This is a genomic window from Methylobacterium sp. XJLW (assembly GCF_003254375.1).
GTDB classification, from domain to species: domain Bacteria; phylum Pseudomonadota; class Alphaproteobacteria; order Rhizobiales; family Beijerinckiaceae; genus Methylobacterium; species Methylobacterium fujisawaense.
Genome location: NZ_CP016429.1, coordinates 163,241 through 180,821, shown reverse-complemented (window position 1 = coordinate 180,821; position 17,581 = coordinate 163,241). Strand labels below are relative to the sequence as shown.

Genomic DNA, 17,581 nt, shown 5'->3' with positions numbered 1-17,581 from the left:
TACGGATCAGGGGCGCTTCGAGCCGGCCAGCTCGGGGCGCCTCTCCCGTTTCAGGATGGGGCTAGGTCATCGGGTCCCTCCGAATTCGCGAATTCGCGCACAACCGAGCAAATTCGCTCGATGGCGGCAAGCGGATTTGCCCAGCAAATCGAATCGCTTGCGGCCGAGCGCTGCTTGCGCCCAGGAAGTGAAACGATTCCAGGAGCTTGGGTGTCTGGGTAATGCCCGGGCGAAAGGCCCGCGCCATTCGTTACGCGAGAAAAAAATCACCCTGCGCAACGATGGCGAGGGCGAGAACGCGTACACCTGTGTCTGAGAAACCACATAACTTACCCCGGGTGAGCACGAAGTAGCTACCCTGGTCGATGCGGATTGACGGCGCTGTCACCGCTACGCCCGCTCTTCACAGGCGTCCGAAGCCCCGCGGGGCAACGTCGGTCGGGTCAGCGACCCGTATCCTACCCAGCGACCAGGCGTTCAGAGCCACCGGAGCAGTCGTGGCGTTTTAGATTCAACAATGTGGCGGACGCTGCCGCCGTGGCATTTCCCTAGGCACCGGCGTCGCGATTGCGTGCGACCTTACTGGCCAAGGAGAGACCACCGCCAAAAGCAGTCCCTCCGCAGACACTGGTATTTGCCGCCTGTAGGCCGGGGAAAAAGTTGTCGGCCGGAGCGTTTCCGCCCCGGCCGACAAACTTCGCAGTTCCTGGCCGACACACCCGGCTAGTCTAACGACAAACTACCTGCGTCGTCACATCCACCCCAGGACGTCGGGATTACGAGCAGCCCGTCGTGGACCCGCAGGTGTCGCACTTCAGGCAGGTGCCGTTGCGGACCAGCGTGAAGTTCGCGCATTCCGGGCAGGCCTCGCCGACATAGCCTTTCATCTTAGCCTCGGCGCGGCGGTCCGCGACGCTCCGCTCCACCTTTGCGAAGGGCAGGGCGTCCGCGATGGTCTCGGCCTGACCGGGCGCCACCGGCTCCGCCTTCAGCGCGGTGCTGCCGCGGATCGCGTGGACCGTTCCGCCGGCCGGGGCCGACTGACCGGCGCTCGCCGCGCCCACACCGACCGTCCCGCCCGCCGGGCCGCCCTGGATCAGGGTGAGCCGGTCGGCCGAGCCGCGCAGGAGGCCGCGGGAGACGACCGAGGAGGCTGGGGCGGGCTTCGGGCCCTCGCGGGTCGTGTCGCCGCTCTCGCCGCCGCCGATCACCGTGCCGCCGATCTCGGCGGGGCTGACATGGGCGAGGTCGGCGCGGCCGAGATACGAGACCGCCAGCTCGCGGAAGACGTAGTCGAGGAGCGAGGTCGCGTTCTTGATCGCGTCGTTGCCCTGCACGAAGCCCGCCGGCTCGAACCGCGTGAAGGTGAAAGCCTCCACGTATTCCTCCAGCGGCACGCCGTACTGGAGGCCGAGCGAGATCGCGATGGCGAAGTTGTTCATCAAGCTCCGGAAGGTCGCGCCCTCCTTGTGCATGTCGATGAAGATCTCGCCCAGCCGCCCGTCGTCGTACTCGCCGGTGCGCAGGTAGACCTTGTGGCCGCCCACGACTGCCTTCTGGGTGTACCCCTTGCGCCGGGCCGGCAGCTTCTCGCGGGAGCGGATGCGCTCCACCCGCTCGATCACCCGCTCGACGATCTTCTCCGCCACCGCGGCAGCCTTGGCGGCGGCCGGGGCCTGGATCAGCGCCTCGATACCTTCATCCGCCTCGTCGTCCTCATCCGAGATGAGGGCCGAGTTGAGCGGCTGCGACAGCTTCGAGCCGTCGCGGTAGAGGGCGTTCGCCTTGAGGGCGAGACGCCAGGACAGCAGGTAGGCCGCCTTGCAATCCTCCACCGTGGCGTCGTTCGGCATGTTGATGGTCTTGGAGATCGCCCCCGAGATGAAGGGCTGGGCCGCCGCCATCATGCGGATGTGGCTCTCGACCGAGAGGTAGCGCTTGCCGATCCGCCCGCACGGGTTGGCGCAGTCGAAGACCGCGTAGTGCTCGAGCTTGAGGAAGGGCGCGCCCTCCAGCGTCATCGCCCCGCAGATATGGGTGTTGGCGGCCTCGATCTCCTTCTTGGAGAAGCCGAGGAACGGCAGCAGCTCGAAGGTCGGGTCCGCGAGCTTCTCGGCCGGGACCTTCAGGGTCTGGATCAGGAAGTCGTCGCCGAGCGTCCAGCGATTGAACACGAACTTGATGTCGAAGGCCGACTTCAGCCCCTTCTCCACCGCGGCGATCTTCTCGTCCGAAAAGCCCTTGGCGCGGAGCGTCGTCGGGTTGATCCCCGGCGCCTGGCCCATGGAGCCGTGGCCGACCGCGTAGGCCTCGATCTCGGCGATCTCGGATTCGCGGTAGCCCAGCGCCCGCAGGGCGTCCGGCGCGGCCTGGTTGATGATCTTGAAGTAGCCGCCACCGGCGAGCTTCTTGAACTTCACCAGGGCGAAGTCGGGCTCGATCCCCGTGGTGTCGCAATCCATCACGAGGCCGATCGTGCCGGTGGGCGCGATCACGGTGGCCTGCGCGTTCCGGTAGCCGTGCTCCTCGCCGAGCTTCAGCGCCCGGTCCCAGGCGGCGCGGGCATGGTCGCCCAGGTCGGCCTGCGGGATGTTGGCATGGTCGAGGGCGACCGGCGCGACATTTAGGAACTCGTAGCCTGCGGTCTCGCCATGCGCGGCCCTACGGTGGTTGCGGATCACCCGCAGCATCGCGTCGGCGTTCTCGTCATAGGCCTGGAAGGTGCCGAGTTCGGCAGCCATCTCGGCGGAGGTGGCGTAGGCGACACCGGTCATGATCGCGGTAAGCGCCCCGGCCAGTGCCCGGCCCGCATCGGAATCGTAGGGCAGGCCCATGGTCATCAGCAGGCCGCCGATATTGGCGTAGCCGAGACCCAGCGTCCGGTACCGGAAGGAGAGTTCCGCGATCTCCTTGGATGGGAACTGCGCCATCATCACGGAGATTTCGAGCACCACCGTCCAGAGGCGGTTGAGGTGCTCGAACGCCTCCACGTCGAAGCGCTTGGTCTCCCGGTCGTACATCGTCAGCAGGTTCGCCGAGGCGAGATTGCAGGCGGTGTCGTCGAGGAACATGTACTCGGAGCACGGGTTCGAGGCCCGGATCCGCCCACCCGCCGGGCAGGTGTGCCAGTCGTTCATCGTGGTGTTGAAGTGCAGGCCCGGATCCGCCGACGCCCAGGCGGCCTCGCCGATCCGCTCCCACAGCTCACGCGCCTTCAGGGTCTTGGTGACCTTGCCGGTGGTGCGGGCCGTGAGGTTCCAGTCCGCGTCCGCCACGACGGCGCGCAGGAAGCCGTCGGTCAGGGAGACCGAGTTATTGGAGTTCTGGCCGGCCACCGTCAGGTAGGCCTCGGAATCCCAGTCGGTGTCGTAGACGGGGAAGTCGATCTTGGTGAAGCCCTGACGGGCGAACTGCACCACGCGTTTGATGTAGGCGTCCGGCACGGACGCCCGCCGGGCAGCCTTGATCTCGCGCTTGAGGGCCGGGTTGCGCTCGGCATCGAAGCAAGCGTCGCCTTCAGCCTCGCACTGGGTGCAGGCCTTCATCACCAGGGTCAGGTGCTTGGAGACGACCTTCGAGCCGGTCACCAGGGCGGCGACCTTCTGCTCCTCCTTCACCTTCCAGTCGATGAAGGCCTCGATATCCGGGTGGTCGATATCGACGATCACCATCTTAGCGGCGCGCCGGGTGGTGCCGCCCGACTTGATCGCGCCCGCCGCCCGGTCGCCAATCTTGAGGAAGCTCATCAGGCCCGACGACTTGCCGCCGCCACCGAGCTTCTCGTTCTCGGCGCGCAGCTGCGAGAAGTTCGAGCCGGTGCCCGAACCGTACTTGAACAGGCGCGCCTCACGCACCCACAGATCCATGATGCCGCCCTCGTTGACGAGGTCGTCCTGGACCGACTGGATGAAGCAGGCATGCGGCTGCGGGTGCTCGTAGGCCGTGGCCGACTTGGTCAGCGCGCCGGTCTGCGGGTCGCAGTAATAGTGTCCCTGGCTCGGGCCATCGATGCCGTAGGCCCAATGCAGGCCGGTGTTGAACCATTGCGGCGAGTTCGGCGCCACCATCTGGCGGGCGAGCATGAAGCGCAACTCGTCCATGAAGGCGGACGCGTCCGCCTCCGACGAGAAATAGCCGCCCTTCCAGCCCCAGTAGGTCCAGCAGCCGGCGAGCCGGTCGAAGACCTGCGTGGCGGAGGATTCCGAAACGAAGCGCTCGTCCTCCGGCAGATCCGCCAGCGCCGCCTCGTCGGGCACCGAGCGCCACAGGAACGAGGGAACCGCGTTCTCCTCGACCTTGCGGAGGCGAGCCGGCACCCCCGCCTTGCGGAAATACTTCTGCGCGAGGACGTCGCTCGCCACCTGGCTCCAGCTCTCTGGCACGTCGATGCCGTCGAGGCGGAACACAATCGACCCGTCCGGATTGCGGATCTCGCTCAGGGCCTTGCGGAAGGGGATCCCGGCGTAGGGCGATTGTCCGGCCGTTGTGTAGCGACGCTCGAACCGCATGAAACACACCTCTTCCGACGGGACACGACGGCCCCGGCCCCGCGCGACGCGGGGTCTATGCCCGATATTGGGATTCGCGGCCGAACACGCCCGGCGAAGGGTCGTCACCCGGTGTCGCGAACGAAATCTAGGAACGGTCGCCCCTGCTCAACGCGCCACTCCAAGGTCGCGACCGATGCCGGGAGAATACCGCCGCCTTCCTTCTCACGTCAACAAGTGGTGTTCGGCGGCCTTGTTCCCCGCTAGATGTTGTGCCGGCTCGCAAAAGCCTGTGGATATCGTCCCGGGCCCGGATAAGTGTCCTTCCCGCTTTCCGGAATCGGATCGGGAAAATTTTAGATTCACAACCGTCGAGAGAGCGGTGGGCGCCCGGCCGAAACGGGGAGCGGAAAGCCCGCCTTGAGCGTTGCCGCACAGCGACACTTCCGTCTCGCGGCTGGACTCGCGGGCGCGCGGTCACCATAACGACGCCGAGAAGCGCCCCCGCGGCGCGGCACGATCTCGGGACCGGCGATGGCGCTGAAGGACACTTTGCTGCGCGTCTTCACATGGTGGAACGGCCAGACCGTCTCCCTGGCGCTCCAGACCGCCCGCACCGGCATTTTCGTCGGCGAGGACGAGTTCGGGAACAAGTACTACAAGGCGGAAGGCGCGCTGATCGACCGCTCGGTCGGTTCGGAGCGCCGCTGGGTCGTCTACAACGGCTATGCCGACGCCTCGAAGGTCCCCCCCGGCTGGCGTGGCTGGCTCTGCCACAATGTCGATCTCGCCCCGAGCGAGGAGAACTACGAGCCGAAGGCTTGGCAGAAGCCGCATATCGAGAACCAGACCGGCACGGCCAACGCGTACCGGCCGGCGGGTTCGCAGCTCTCCTGGGGCCAGCGGCCGGCGGCCACCGGCGACTACGTCTCCTGGTCGCCGGGCGAGTAGATCCCCGGTCTCCCGCGGACCCGGCGCCCTTTTGCCGCCACCGTTCCGGTGTTCATGACGGGCCAATCCCGATCGTCCGCCGCGCAATCGTTGGCGCGGCCGGCCACCCTCGTCTAGGGGTCCGAGCCTTGAGCCGCATCACCGCCTTCGCACGCCGCGCGCTCGCCCCGAGCCTGGCGCTCGCCATCTGCGCCAGCCCCGCCGCCGCCGACAAGATCAAGAACCCGACCGCGGTCTTCTCCGGCCTCGACAAGATCACCGGCCGGATCGTCAACTTCGAGGTGGCGGTCGACGAGACCGTGCAGTTCGGCGCGCTGCAGCTCACCCCGCGGGTCTGCTACACGCGTCCGCCCACCGAGAGCGCCAAGACCACGGCCTTCCTCGAGGTCGACGAGGTGACCCTCGACAACAAGTACCGCCGCATCTTCACCGGCTGGATGTTCGCGTCGAGCCCCGGACTGCACGCGATCGAGCATCCGATCTACGACGTGTGGCTGGTCGACTGCAAAGGCGGCAGCGATGTGATCGCCGAAGCCAAGGAGCAGGAAGACGTCCCGGCCGTCGCGGCCAAGCCCGAGAAGGCGAAGCGCCCGGGCAAGGACCCCACGAAGACCGCGCAGCAGCTCAATGCGGCCGGGCAGGTGGACGTGGAGGCGCCGCGCGGCGTGCCCGTCCAGCCGCGCCAGAAGCCCTCGCGCAAGTTCTTCCCGTCGAACGAGGGTCCGGCACCGGCTCCGCCGCCACCGCATCAGCCGCAGAACCTGTTCGACGCTCTATTCCGCTGACTGCGTCCGCGATCCGGTCCCCGCACCCGCCTCGATGAACTCGTCCGGCGTCGTCAGGGGCCGGTTCGAACCGCGACGCCGCTTCAGGCGACGTTGACGCGCCGCCCGCGATTCCACGCCAGGAACGGAACACCGGAGAGGAGTCCGGCGAGCGCCGCACCCGTCTGGTGGCAGCCGTTCACCGAGACCCGGGGCAGGGCCTGAAGGTGCGCGGCATGCTCGGCGAACAGGTGACCGGGCCGCGTGGTCACTGCCGTCGCAAAGCCCATCTCCCGCGCCAGAGCGAATTCCCGCGGTCCGGCGGAGGTCGGGTCTCCCACCGGATAGGACAGGTGCCGCACCTGCCGTCCGAGTTCCGCCTCGATCCGCGCGCGTCCCTCGGCGATCTCGCGGGCGGCGAAGGCGGCGTCGTGCTTGGCCAGCATCGGGTGGCTCACCGTATGCGCGCCGATGGTGACGGCCGGGTCGGCCGCGAGATCGCGCAGCTCCGCCCAGGACAGGCACAGTTCGGAGGCGATCCGTCCGGGCGGGAAGCCGGCCTGTCGGCAGAGCTCGGCGATCCGGTCGAGAAGGTCGGCCTCGCGGCCGCGGCGCAGGTCCCGGTAAACGACTTCGAAGGCCAGAGCCTTCTCCTGCGGGCTGCGGGCCGGCAAGTCCACGCTGCGGGACCCGATGTCGATCCGCACGCGATCGAGGCGCGCGATCGCGCGCTCCAGCTCGATCCACCAGAGCCGGCCGCCCTGATCGGCGAAGCCGCTGGTGACGAACAACGTCCACGGCGCGCCGTGGCGGGCCAGCACGGGACGCGCATGCACGACATTGTCCCGGTAGCCGTCATCGAATGTCAGGACCGCGAAGGGCGGCCCGTAATCGGGTTCGGCCAGGCGCTCCGGCAGGTGATCCAGGCCGATGACCTCGAAGCCCCGGGCATCGAGTTCCCGCAGGGTCAGGTCGAGGAATTCCGGCGTGATGCCCAGCAGGCGATTCGGCGCGAAGGCGGGACTCGGCGCGGGGCTGACGTGGTGGAATGTGAGGATCACACCGAGGCCGCGGGCGGCGGGGCCGAGCCACCGATCCGCCCCGAGCGCCTGTATCGCGCGAAAGCCGGACGCGAAGACCCGATGCTTGGCGCGCGACGACAGCATGATTCTGAACCGATCGGGCCGCAGCGCCCGTACCACGGAGCCTTGGCGCGACGCGGTAAACAAATCCGAAAGCCGTCGCACCGAGGGGCAACCGGAAGAAAGGAGCTGTTAGGCACGCATCCCTTTTGCCGCGCCGTGCCGCGCCGCGGGCCCAGGATCCCGCGTTGAGGTGACGGGCCATTCAGGCCCTGGAACCCAGTATTCGGGTGGCACGGGATCGTCGGTGGTCCCTGGGAGATCGGGTCATGGCGACCGGCGTCCAGATGGCGGGAACGGACATGGTCGAATCGCGCCTGGCCCACGGGCTCATCGCGGAGATCATCCCGGATCTGAATGCCGCCGAGGCACTCTGGCGCCGGCTCGAAACCGACCCGGCCGCCCTCGGGACGCCCTATCAGCGGTTCGACTGGGTGAGCGCCTATCTGCATGCGACCGGGCAGGTCGAGCATGCCCGCATCGTGATCGTCCGGAATGCAGATGGGCGTCCACGCCTTCTCATGCCGTTGACGCTGCAGCGGGAACACGGCCTCCGCATCGCGCGCACCGTCGGTGACACGCACGCCAACTATCATATGCCGCTCTTCGCCACCCGCGATGCGGCAGCCCTCCCGCCCAGCAGCATCGTCACGGCCCTGATCCAGGCGGGCCGGGCCAACGGCATCGACGCCTACACCCTCAAGCATCAACCCAGGATGTGGGACGGGGCGGCGAATCCGCTCGCCGCGACTGGCGAGCCCGAGGCCAGCGATGCCTACGGTCTCATGCTCGGGCCGGACCCGGAGGCGACCGTGCGCCGGGTCTTCAGCGCCGACGCCCGCAAGAAGCTGCGCTCGAAGGAGAAGCGCCTCATCGAGGCGCACGGCGCCATCGCCTACCGCCGCGCCGGGACGCCCGAGGAGGCGCAGCGTCTGCTGGCCGCCTTCTACGCGCAGAAATCGGCGCGCTTCGCCGTCATGGGCATCTCCGACCCCTATGCCGATCCCGCGATCCGCGCCTTCCTCGCGGCGGCGTCGACCGGCGCGGAGCCGGCGATGGAGGTGCATGCCCTCTGCCTCTTCGAGAGCGGCCGGGTCCTGGCAACGTTCGGCGGCGCCGTGAGCGACCGGCGCTTCAGCGGCATGATGACGGCATTCGACGCCGACCCGGAGATCGCCCGGTACAGCCCCGGAGACCTGTTGCTGCAACATCTGGTGCGCGATCAGACGGACCGGGGCCGGCAGGGCTTCGACCTCGGCGTCGGCGAGGCGCGCTACAAGGCCAGCATCTGCGACGAGACGATCAGCCTCGTCGAGACGGTCATACCGGTGAGCTTGCGCGGCCGGACCTACGGGGCCGTGCGCGGAAGCCTGACGCGCACGAAGCGGCGCATCAAGCGAGACCCGCGTCTCTACGCCGTCCTCAAGCGGCTCCGGGCTTTGCGCCGCCGGCCCTGACCGTCGCCGTCCTGGGCCGGACCCGCGCCCGGCGGCACCCGTCTCAAGCGGCGCTGAGGCGCAGCTCGGCCGCCGGATCCTGAAAATCCGCATTCGCCGGACGGTCCTGAGCGACCAGGATCTGCCCCGCACCCGCATCCTCGGCCAGGGCGTAGAGATCGGCCAGCGCCGGATCCTCCGCATCGGCATTCGACGCGATCACCACGCAGTCCATGAAGCCCGCGACGAGTTCGAGCAGGTCGACGGCGCCCGGCGCGGCGGCGAGCCGGAAGAGCACGCACTCGTAGGCCTCCGCCATGGCTTCGAAGGTCAACACCAGAGCGTCCGGCGCGTCGAACAGGACCGTCGAATCGTGGAGCCCGGCCGCGATCCGATGATGGCCGCCGGCGCGACCGGCCTGAATCACATCGAGGAAGGCAGCCTCGCCGGCGATGAGGTCGGAGAAGCCCAAGCCCCGGGGCCCGCTGCTCGGCGCGTTCAGATCCACGGCGACGAGGCTCCCCTCGCGGCCGAGGGCACGGGTCAGGGCCTCTGAGAGCGTCGCCGGACCGCGCCGGTCCTCGGTCTCGACGATCAGGATCCGGCGGCCGGACTGGGCCCCCGGGTCGCGGGGCGCTGCGGCGATGCGCGCGACGAGGGGCGCAAGGTCGAAGGTCTCGCCGGTGCCGGCTGACGCTTTCGCCACGGGTGCCGTCGTCGCGGAGGCGGCTGCGGCCTCCGACGGCTGGGACCAGCGCTCGGACGGCATCGGCTCCGGAAACGCGAAGGTCGGCCGGTCCATCACCGGCTCGCGGCGGCGGCGATCGTCCGTCGGATCGCCGTCGCGCTGTCCGGCAGCGCGGCCGGATTCGGCGAGCAGCGCGCTGGCGATGACGCCGCCGGCCGAGAGCATGAGGGTCAGCAGCGTCGCGAACGCGACGATCGGCAACTTCTTCGGGAAGGACGGCACCTCGGGCGTCACCGCGCGGGATACGATCCGGGCATCGGCCGGCGTCGCCGCCTCGCCGTCGCGCGCCGCCGCCTCGCGGTAGCGGCCGAGATAGGATTCGAGCTGCTCACGCTGCGCCTTGGCCTCGCGCTCCAGCGCGCGGAGCTGGATCTCGCTGGCGTTTCCTTGGGCGACGACGTCCTGCTGGCCGTCCACGGCGCTCCGGAGGCTCTCGACCCGTGCGCCGGCGATCTTGGCGTCGTTGTCCATCGTCCGCACGATGCGCTCGGCGGAAGCCTTGATCTGCGCGTCGAGATCCTCGAGCTGGGCGTTGAGTTCCTTGATCCGCGGATGGGCCGGCAGCAGCGTGCGCGATTCGAGGGCGAGCTGGGCGCGCACCGAGATCCGGTTCTCGACGATCCGCCGGATCACCTCGTTGTTGGCGACATCCGGGATCTCGAAGGCGCGCCCGTCCTTGATCAGGTCCTTGATGGCCTTCACCTTGCCGTCGAGATCGGCTTTCAGGCTCCGCGCCGCCGAGAGCTGGCTCGACAATTCGCCGAGCTGCTGCGCGTTGAGGGGCCGGCCGGTGGCGCCGGCGCTGCCCACGAGGCCGTTCTTGACGCGGAACGCCTCGACCTTCGCCTCGGCTTCGGCGACGCGCTTGCGGAGCCCATCGATGTTGCCGCCGAGCCACGTGGAGGCATAGCGGGCGGTATCGACCTTATCGGCCTCCAGCGATCCGATGTAGAGCTTCGCGATGGTGTTGGCGGCTTCGGCCGCGAGCTTCGGATCCTTCGCGCGGAACTCGATCGTCAGGATGCGCGACTTTCCGGCGGGAAAGACCAGCAGGTGATCGAAATAGGCATCGAGCACGCGGTCCTCGGCCGGGCGGTCCAGAGGATTGGCGCCGATGCCGAGCATCATCAGCACGCGCTGCACCGGGCCGATGCTGCCGGCGCCGGGATCGAATTCGGCATTGCCCACGAGCTTGAGCCGGCGGATCGCCTCGCGGGCGAGATCCCGGGACATGACCACCTGCACCTGGCTCGCCACAGCCTGCTCGTCGATGGGCGCGAGCTGGTCGGCGCGTTCCTGCGCGGTGCGGGCGAAGGCCGGGTCGCGGCTCTCCAGGAGAACCTTCGCCTCGCCGGTGTAGCGGGGGCTGACCACGTTGACGAAGACGCTCGCCCCCAGGGCGACCACCAGGGTCGGTCCGACGATCCATCCGATCGAGCGCCGCAGGATCCGCGGCAGCTGCGCGAGACCGAGGCCCTCCTCGGCGCGCGGCTGCGGGCTGGGCAGGGCGTTGGTCGAGCGTTGACGTATAGAGGACATGCGGACGCTCTGGACGCGGCGGAAAACCGGGCCGGCATTACTGCCCGCCCGCCGCCATTAGTGGATGTTAAGGTTGCTCAAGAGTTAAGGCGCGCGCGGACCGGCGGCGCCGGCCGGCCCGTCCGGCGGTGATCAAGTTTCATTAACCTTAACGGCCTAGATGATCCGGCAACTGCATCCTTGACGGCGATGGTGATGAACCGGCGCGCTCTGCTCCTCGCACTCGGCTCGACTCTGGCACTCGGCGGCTGCCTGCGGCCGAGCTTCCGCACCGACGAACTCGACGCGACCGGCACCGGGTCGATCGCTGCCCGCTACACGCTGGCGGCGGGCGACAAGCTCCGGGTGATCGTCTTCGGCCAGGACAACCTGTCGAACATTTACGCGGTGGATGGTGCCGGTCGCATCGCCATGCCGCTGATCGGCACCGTGCAGGTCGGCGGTCAGACGACCGCCCAGGCGGCCAAGGCGGTCGAAGCCAAGCTGGCGGCCGGGTTCGTCCGCGAGCCGCACGTCACCGTGGAGGTGGACGCCTACCGGCCCTTCTACATTCTCGGAGAGGTGACCACCTCGGGCCAGTATCCGTTCGTCAACGGCATGACCGTCGAGACGGCGGTGGCCATCGCCGCCGGCTTCGGCCCCCGGGCGGCGCGGGATTATGCCGTTCTGACCCGCGACACCAACGGCACGCTGGTCTCAGGAATCGTGCCGATGACCTACGCGGTCCGTCCGGGCGACACGATCGTCATCAAAGAGCGCTTCTTCTGAGCGACGGCCGGGCCAATCACTGCGCCTCATGCCACGGGTTGATCACCCGCATCGCGGTCTTCTGCGCGGGGATCGGCGTCGCGATCTCGGGGGCCGGCTGTTTCGCCCGCGCCATCATCTGCCGTGCGGCCTGTGCGGGCAGGGTGCCCACCGGCGTGAACAGGCCGGCCAGGACCTTGCGGGTGCCCTTGCTGACCAAGCGCGAGTTCTGGACCGGTTCGAAATCCCGGATGGCGTGACGCTTGTCGGGATTCCCGGTGAACACCCGGGCGCCGGCATTCAGGACCACGATGTCGCCGGGGCGCAGCGTCTCGTCCTTCAACAGAGCCGCCGTGGCGCCGCCCTTCATGTCGATGGGGGTCTGGCGCTCGCTGATCTCCCGCTCCTTGACGCGGATCTTCAGCGGCAGCGCCGCGTAGCGGGTCTGAAAGCGCCGGCGCGCGGCGCCGAGCCGCGGGCTCGCTTGGCGGCCATACGAACGGCCCTCGAAGGCCGGAGCCTGGGTCTGCGCGGGCTGAGCTTGTTGAACCGCCGGCCGAGCCCCGAACAGCATCTCGAGGAAGCCCAGTTCGGCCGCGTGGGCGTGCATCGTCGTCCCGGCGAGAAGGCCGCCGGACGTCATGACGGCCAGCAAACTGCTCGTGCGAAGCCTCATGACATCCTCCGGAACCGACGCCCGACGTGAGCATCCGACCCTCAACCGCAAGGCGTACTGGAGGGTTCCGGATGATTTACGATCTGCTTAGCAACACCCGTCGACTTCGCGACGGTGCAGTATTCGACGCCCCCGTCTGAGGGCGATGACGCGATCGGGATGCGGTGGGGGTGAAGCGCCGATCAGCCCGGAGCGGATTGTTCGCCCTCGCCGATGCAGTCGAGGGCGCGCTCGACCGCACTCACGGCATCGAGCAGGTGCTGGACCGTCCGCTCGACCTCGAGCGCGGGGCGACCCATCGCGGCGGCGCGGGCGCTCACATCCTCGAGCTGCTCCAGGAGGGCGAGAAGATCACCGGCCACGGTCACGACTTCGCAGCGGGCGAGGCGCGTGACGGTGGGACGCGGGCGGAAGGGCAAGACGTTGCTCATTGCCGAGGGTTGTCGCCCGAAACGGTCTGGATTCGCCAGGGGGCGCGGGCCGCGCTCAACACGATTGCCCGTCGGTATCCGCCCCAAACCGGGGGTGTGGTGGATTTTCCGTGGCCGCTGCGCATCGGAGGCCACAGAACGGATTTACACGTTGCGCGCGACCTTGACGGGCGCGCTCTCGGGCTGACCATGCCGCGAGACGTTTCGTCGAGGCCTCGTCCGGGAGATGCCGGAGGGAGGCTCGACTCCGGCAGGCTTCAGGATTTGCGATGCGCTTGACCCTTCTCGCCCTCTCCGCACTCACCATCGGTGGCCTGTGCGCCTGCAGCACCAGCGACGGGCCGGACTCGCGCAGCGGGCTGGCCGAGACCTTCAACCTCGACAATTACCGCGCCTCCGGCAACACGAACGGCACCCAGAGCCGCCGGGACGTGAACCGCGCCTACACCCAGCCCACGCTGCCGACGATCGGCAACCGCGGGATGTGACACCCGCGGTCGCGACGCGTCAGCGCTTGGTGAGCGCGTCCGCGAAGGCGGCGATCCGGTTGCGGGCGTAGACCGGCAGGCCGGCGCTGATCGAGTTGCCGGTGTTGAAGCTCGAATTGCCCATCAGCACCTGCGCCGGCAGCAGGTTCTTGAGGACCGGCACACGGGCGTACTCGGCCTTGCGGTCGAGGACGTCCCCCTTGATCGCCAAGGCCATGTAGGTGGTGACCACCGTCTTGGTCGGGTCGTTCGGCATCGGCTGGAACACGGCGAGGAACTTGCCGAAGCGCAGGATCTGGTTGACCCAGAAGATCGTCTGCTCCAGCCCGCCGGTGACGGACGTGTCGATCTTGGTCAGTGCCTTGAGCGCGGCGCCCTGGTCCGGCCCGAGGACCCGCAACTCGCTCTGGAACGAGACGAACTCGGCGATCTTCTTGGCCGACCCTTCCTCCAGCTTGTTGGCGAGCTTCACCCCGAGCGGCAGCTTGCCCTCGAGATCGTAGCGCGACTCGATGCAGGCGCCCGCCCCCTCGCACCAGGGCCGGTCGGGTCGCTTGGCGAAGGCGGCGGCCGGATCCTTGTTGGGGGTCACGTCGGCGGCCGAGATGGCGCGGTGCTTGATCGCCGGATCCATCTTCTGGACGAAGGCGAGATTGGCGAAGGCCTGCAGGTCGATCGCCTCGGCCGGCCGCGGGACGACGAAGCGCCCCTCGGCCACATAGACCTTCAGCGTCTCGTGCCGGGGCTTGGTCACGCCGTTCACCGTGACCGTGTAATCCGGCTCCTTGTAGCCGGGATAGGGGGCGAGCGCCGCCGCCTCGGCCGGCCGCACCTTCAACCAGTCGAGATACGGGATCAGGCCGTTCTCCGGCGCCGACGGATTCTCGCGGTGATCGGTGAACAGGATCTGGCCCGGCTTGATCGCGGCGGGGTCGACGGCCGTGACCGAGGGCACATCCTTGACCCGCTCCGGTGCCGGCGCCGTGTTGGCGGCGGGCGTCTGAGCGCGGACCGGGATGGCCGGGAGAGCGACCGTGAGGGCGGCCGCCAGGGCGGCAGGAAGCTGCTGACGCAACGGGATTCTCATCTCTCGGGGAGGGCAGTCAGTAACCGGGATCTTCGCCGAACAGGTAATCCGGATCGCGGCGGCGCGGCCGGCGCGCGTCGTCATCCCCGCCGAACGGCGAGCGGTTTGTCTGGCCGGGCCAGGGCTTGTACGGATCCTGCCCGTAGAGATCCACATCGCCCTGCGCACGGCGGCTGCGCGGCGCCGGACGCTCGCCGAACGGGTCCAGGAAGTCGGCCCGCGGCCGCTCGCCCGTCATGTTGCCGTAATAGTCGCCCGCCACGTTCGCGCCATCGTCGGCGCCGGCGAGATCGCCGTCCTGGGCATCGGGCCGCATGGCGTAGAGCGTCTCCCGCGGAACGAGGCGGTACTGCGTGTCCGCCATCCGTCCGTCGCCGCTTGTGCGGAAATGCTCGAGAAAGCCGCCGCCCGCGACCCGCACGCCGCTGCGCGGATCGACCGCCAGGTCGGCGATGAAGGGGCGCGCCTCGGGGGAGGGGCCCCGCAGCGGCGTCTTGGCGATTCCGTTCGCCCAGGCCGCCTGCAGGATCGCCGAGGCGATCGGCACCGAGACATGGCCGCCGGTCTGGCCGCGGCCGAGGGTCTTGCGGGTGCCGTCGGCGTTGTCGTAGCCGACCCAGACCACCACGCTGATCTCGTTGGTCAGGCCCGCGAACCACGCGTCGTTCTCGTTCTCGGAGGTTCCGGTCTTGCCGGCGACGTAGGCCGAGACCTTCGACAGCGCCGCCGCGGTGCCGTGCTGTGTCACCCCCTGCAGCATGGTCTTGAGCTGGTAGAAGGCGACCCGGTCCGCAGAGGCGATCCGCGCCGGCTCCTTGGCGGGGTGCGTGTAGAGCGGCTTGCCGTCCCGCTCGACGGATTCGAGCGCGTAGGGGGCCGGACGCGCGCCCTCGTTGGCCACTGCCGCGTAGAAGCCCGCGAGGTCCAGCATCCGCACCGGCTGCGCGCCGAGGACGAAGGGATAGTAGGGCTCGCACTCGGCGTAGATCTGTGCCTCCAGGGCGATGTCGCAGACCCGTTTCAGGCTCGCCGGCGCCTTGGGTTCGATTCCACCCTGGAGCAGACGGGCGGTGACGAGGTTCTTGGAGAATTCGAGGCCGCGCCGCAGGGTGGTGGGGCCCGAACCGCCCCCCTCGTAGTTCTTCGGCGACCAGGAATCGCCGGTCCCGCCGATCGGCGGCAGGGTGACGGCGGAATCCATCACCAGGGTGTTGGGCTGCAAGCCGGCATTGAGCGCGGCGAGATAGGTCAGCGGCTTCAGGGTCGAGCCGGGCTGGCGCACCGTCTGGGTGACGCGGTTGAGCTGGCTCAGCGGGTAGGAGAAGCCGCCGGCCATCGCGAGGATCCGGCCGGTCTGGTTCTCCATCACCAGGGCCGCGCCCTGGACCGTGGGCCGGACGCGGATCTGCGCGCGCAGGCCGCCCTTGCCCGAACCGACCTTCACGCGGATCACGTCGTAGACCTGCAGCTTGCCCCGGGCGATGCCGGGGTCGAGGACGGCGGTCCGGCCATCGGCGAGGCCGACCTTCATGCCGCCGCGCCCGGTCTCCAGCACCACCGCCATCGGCCAATGCACGTCGTAGAGCACCGGGCGGGCGCTCTCGAGCGCCAGAAGCCAGGCCGGCTTCTTCTGCGGGACCGCCGCGACCTTCTCGCCACGACGCGCCTTGGCGTCCGCTTTGGCGTCCATCTTGGCATCCGCCTTGGGCGCATCCGTTCGCGCTCCCGTCACCGCGGGCGCCGCCTGTGTCGCCCCCTCCGGTGCAGGAGTCGCGGCCTGGATCCGGCGGACGCTGTCGGCGAGGTTGAGTTCGGGCCCCGCGAAGACCTGACGGCCCGTGGAGCGCTCGTAATTGGCGAGCCCGTCCTGGAGAGCCTCCTCGACGGAGCGCTGCAGGCCCGCATTGATCGTCGAGCGGACGGTCAGCGACCCGGAGGTCAAAGAATCCACTCCCGCGAAGGTGCGGGCCTCCCGATTGAGGAAATCCACCACGTAGAAGCCGGAATCGCGCCGCGCGGTCTCGATCGGCTTCAGCCCGAGATCGGACTTGATCGCCGCGCTCATCTCGGCCTCGGTAATCGCGCCCTCTTCCTTGAGGCGGGCGAGCACGTAGGCGCGCCGCTCCCGCGCCCGGTCCGGATACTTGTCGGGGCTGTAGAAATTCGGCCCCTTGGGCATGCCGGCGAGGAGCGCGGCCTCCGGCAGGGTGAGCTGCCCCACCGGCTTCCCGAAATAGCTCTGCGCCGCCATCTCGATGCCGTAGGCGCCGCGGCCGAGATAGATGCCGTTGAGATAGAGCCCGAGAATCTGCGGCTTCGAGAGGATCCGCTCCAGCCGCGACGCGACGATCATCTCGCGGATCTTGCGCTCGTAGGTGACGTCGTCGCCGACCGAGAGGTTCTTGACCACCTGCTGGGTGATGGTCGAACCACCCGCCGGACGTCCCGGCGAAGCGAGATTGGCGATGAAGGCGCGGATCACGCCGCGCTCGTCGATGCCGTGATGGGTCTCGAAGCGCTTGTCCTCGGCGGCGATGAAGGCCTTCTGCACCAGCGTCGGAACCGCCGTGATCGGCACGACGATGCGGCGCCCGTTCGGCTCGGAGGCCTCGGCGAAGGGCTTGCCGGCGCCGTCGAGGATCCGGGTCATGCCGGGCAGCGCCTTGTCGCGCAGGGCCTCGGCGCTGGGCAGGTCCTTGGTGGCGTTGTCGTAGAACTCGATCACCGCCTTGGCGTCGAAGGGCGAGTTCGCCGGGTTCTCGCCTTTGCAGAACTGCTTGTAGCTCGTGTTCAGCTCGTTCAGGTCGAGCCCGTGCAGGATCTTCGGGGCGGCCGGCCCGGCGACGGTGGACGGATCCTCCATCGCGGTGGTGATCAGCTCGTCGAGGTTGATGTCCTCGATGTCGAAGGCCTTGCGCATGTGGGCGCAGCCGTCGCGCAGCAGGCGCACAACCTCGGGCCCATCGGTGGCTGGATCGAACTGCGTCCGGACCGCCTCCGGCCGGGTCGTGACCTGGCTCAGGGTCAGGGCGGTCGCGAACAGCTTGATCAGGATGGCGTTCATACGGGCCGAGTTCGGGGGACG

General features: G+C 68.8%; 12 protein-coding genes. 5 read left to right on the top strand and 7 right to left on the bottom strand.

The annotated features are described in order from the left end of the window. Positions 1-776: 776 nt before the first annotated feature. Positions 777-4,508: a vitamin B12-dependent ribonucleotide reductase gene (locus A3862_RS00835; RefSeq protein ID WP_043755229.1), complete on the bottom strand. Its 3,732-nt coding sequence runs from the start codon at positions 4,506-4,508 to the stop codon at positions 777-779. 513 nt (positions 4,509-5,021) lie between these two features. Here A3862_RS00835 and A3862_RS00830 point away from each other — a divergent pair. Both A3862_RS00830 and A3862_RS00825 read left to right on the top strand, forming a co-directional pair. After that, a complete protein-coding gene (locus A3862_RS00830; RefSeq protein WP_078947231.1) occupies positions 5,022-5,438 on the top strand; it encodes an NADH:ubiquinone oxidoreductase subunit NDUFA12 in 417 nt (138 codons plus the stop codon). Between the two features lie 128 nt (positions 5,439-5,566). Beyond that, entirely contained in the window at positions 5,567-6,223 is a 657-nt protein-coding gene (locus A3862_RS00825) for a DUF2155 domain-containing protein (RefSeq protein ID WP_043380931.1), read from the top strand. 83 nt (positions 6,224-6,306) lie between these two features. Here A3862_RS00825 and A3862_RS00820 read toward each other — a convergent pair whose 3' ends face one another. Further along, positions 6,307-7,368 (bottom strand): polysaccharide deacetylase family protein, encoded by a 1,062-nt coding sequence (locus A3862_RS00820; RefSeq protein ID WP_043755233.1) that lies wholly within the window; start codon positions 7,366-7,368, stop codon positions 6,307-6,309. A gap of 245 nt (positions 7,369-7,613) precedes the next feature. Here A3862_RS00820 and A3862_RS00815 point away from each other — a divergent pair, with 245 nt between their 5' ends. Beyond that, entirely contained in the window at positions 7,614-8,801 is a 1,188-nt protein-coding gene (locus A3862_RS00815; protein WP_052083517.1) for a GNAT family N-acetyltransferase, read from the top strand. A 43-nt stretch (positions 8,802-8,844) separates the two neighbouring features. Here the strand turns inward: A3862_RS00815 and A3862_RS00810 are convergent, their stop codons facing one another. Further along, positions 8,845-11,067, bottom strand: coding sequence for a GumC family protein (locus A3862_RS00810; protein WP_043755237.1), 2,223 nt, complete (start codon positions 11,065-11,067; stop codon positions 8,845-8,847). 189 nt (positions 11,068-11,256) lie between these two features. On the opposite strand from A3862_RS00810, the gene A3862_RS00805 reads away from it, so the two are divergent. After that, on the top strand, positions 11,257-11,835 hold the full coding sequence (locus A3862_RS00805; protein WP_043345320.1) for a polysaccharide biosynthesis/export family protein: 579 nt from the start codon (positions 11,257-11,259) through the stop codon (positions 11,833-11,835). Positions 11,836-11,851: 16 nt separating this feature from the next. Here A3862_RS00805 and A3862_RS00800 read toward each other — a convergent pair whose 3' ends face one another. Both A3862_RS00800 and A3862_RS00795 read right to left on the bottom strand, forming a co-directional pair. Further along, positions 11,852-12,490 carry a hypothetical protein gene (locus A3862_RS00800; RefSeq protein ID WP_043755239.1) on the bottom strand — a complete coding sequence of 213 codons (639 nt, stop codon included), beginning with the start codon at positions 12,488-12,490 and terminating at the stop codon, positions 11,852-11,854. 182 nt (positions 12,491-12,672) lie between these two features. Next, positions 12,673-12,921 carry a hypothetical protein gene (locus A3862_RS00795; RefSeq protein WP_043345326.1) on the bottom strand — a complete coding sequence of 83 codons (249 nt, stop codon included), beginning with the start codon at positions 12,919-12,921 and terminating at the stop codon, positions 12,673-12,675. A gap of 269 nt (positions 12,922-13,190) precedes the next feature. Here A3862_RS00795 and A3862_RS00790 point away from each other — a divergent pair, with 269 nt between their 5' ends. Beyond that, positions 13,191-13,409 (top strand): hypothetical protein, encoded by a 219-nt coding sequence (locus A3862_RS00790; protein WP_043380921.1) that lies wholly within the window; start codon positions 13,191-13,193, stop codon positions 13,407-13,409. A gap of 19 nt (positions 13,410-13,428) precedes the next feature. On the opposite strand, the gene A3862_RS00785 is transcribed toward A3862_RS00790, so the two are convergent. Further along, complete coding sequence (locus tag A3862_RS00785; protein WP_043380918.1) at positions 13,429-14,484, bottom strand: hypothetical protein; 1,056 nt, start codon at positions 14,482-14,484, stop codon at positions 13,429-13,431. Positions 14,485-14,512: 28 nt separating this feature from the next. Then, complete coding sequence (locus A3862_RS00780; protein WP_043755245.1) at positions 14,513-17,560, bottom strand: penicillin-binding protein 1A; 3,048 nt, start codon at positions 17,558-17,560, stop codon at positions 14,513-14,515. Positions 17,561-17,581: the final 21 nt, after the last annotated feature.

Bases quoted from the DNA above. Each gene is read 5' to 3' on its own strand.
- A3862_RS00835 (WP_043755229.1), bottom strand. From the start codon at position 4,508: ATGCGGTTCGAGCGTCGCTACACAACGGCCGGACAATCGCCCTACGCC.
- A3862_RS00830 (WP_078947231.1), top strand. From the start codon at position 5,022: ATGGCGCTGAAGGACACTTTGCTGCGCGTCTTCACATGGTGGAACGGC.
- A3862_RS00820 (WP_043755233.1), bottom strand. From the start codon at position 7,368: ATGCTGTCGTCGCGCGCCAAGCATCGGGTCTTCGCGTCCGGCTTTCGC.
- A3862_RS00815 (WP_052083517.1), top strand. From the start codon at position 7,614: ATGGCGACCGGCGTCCAGATGGCGGGAACGGACATGGTCGAATCGCGC.
- A3862_RS00810 (WP_043755237.1), bottom strand. From the start codon at position 11,067: ATGTCCTCTATACGTCAACGCTCGACCAACGCCCTGCCCAGCCCGCAG.
- A3862_RS00805 (WP_043345320.1), top strand. From the start codon at position 11,257: ATGGTGATGAACCGGCGCGCTCTGCTCCTCGCACTCGGCTCGACTCTG.
- A3862_RS00800 (WP_043755239.1), bottom strand. From the start codon at position 12,490: ATGAGGCTTCGCACGAGCAGTTTGCTGGCCGTCATGACGTCCGGCGGC.
- A3862_RS00795 (WP_043345326.1), bottom strand. From the start codon at position 12,921: ATGAGCAACGTCTTGCCCTTCCGCCCGCGTCCCACCGTCACGCGCCTC.
- A3862_RS00790 (WP_043380921.1), top strand. From the start codon at position 13,191: ATGCGCTTGACCCTTCTCGCCCTCTCCGCACTCACCATCGGTGGCCTG.
- A3862_RS00780 (WP_043755245.1), bottom strand. From the start codon at position 17,560: ATGAACGCCATCCTGATCAAGCTGTTCGCGACCGCCCTGACCCTGAGC.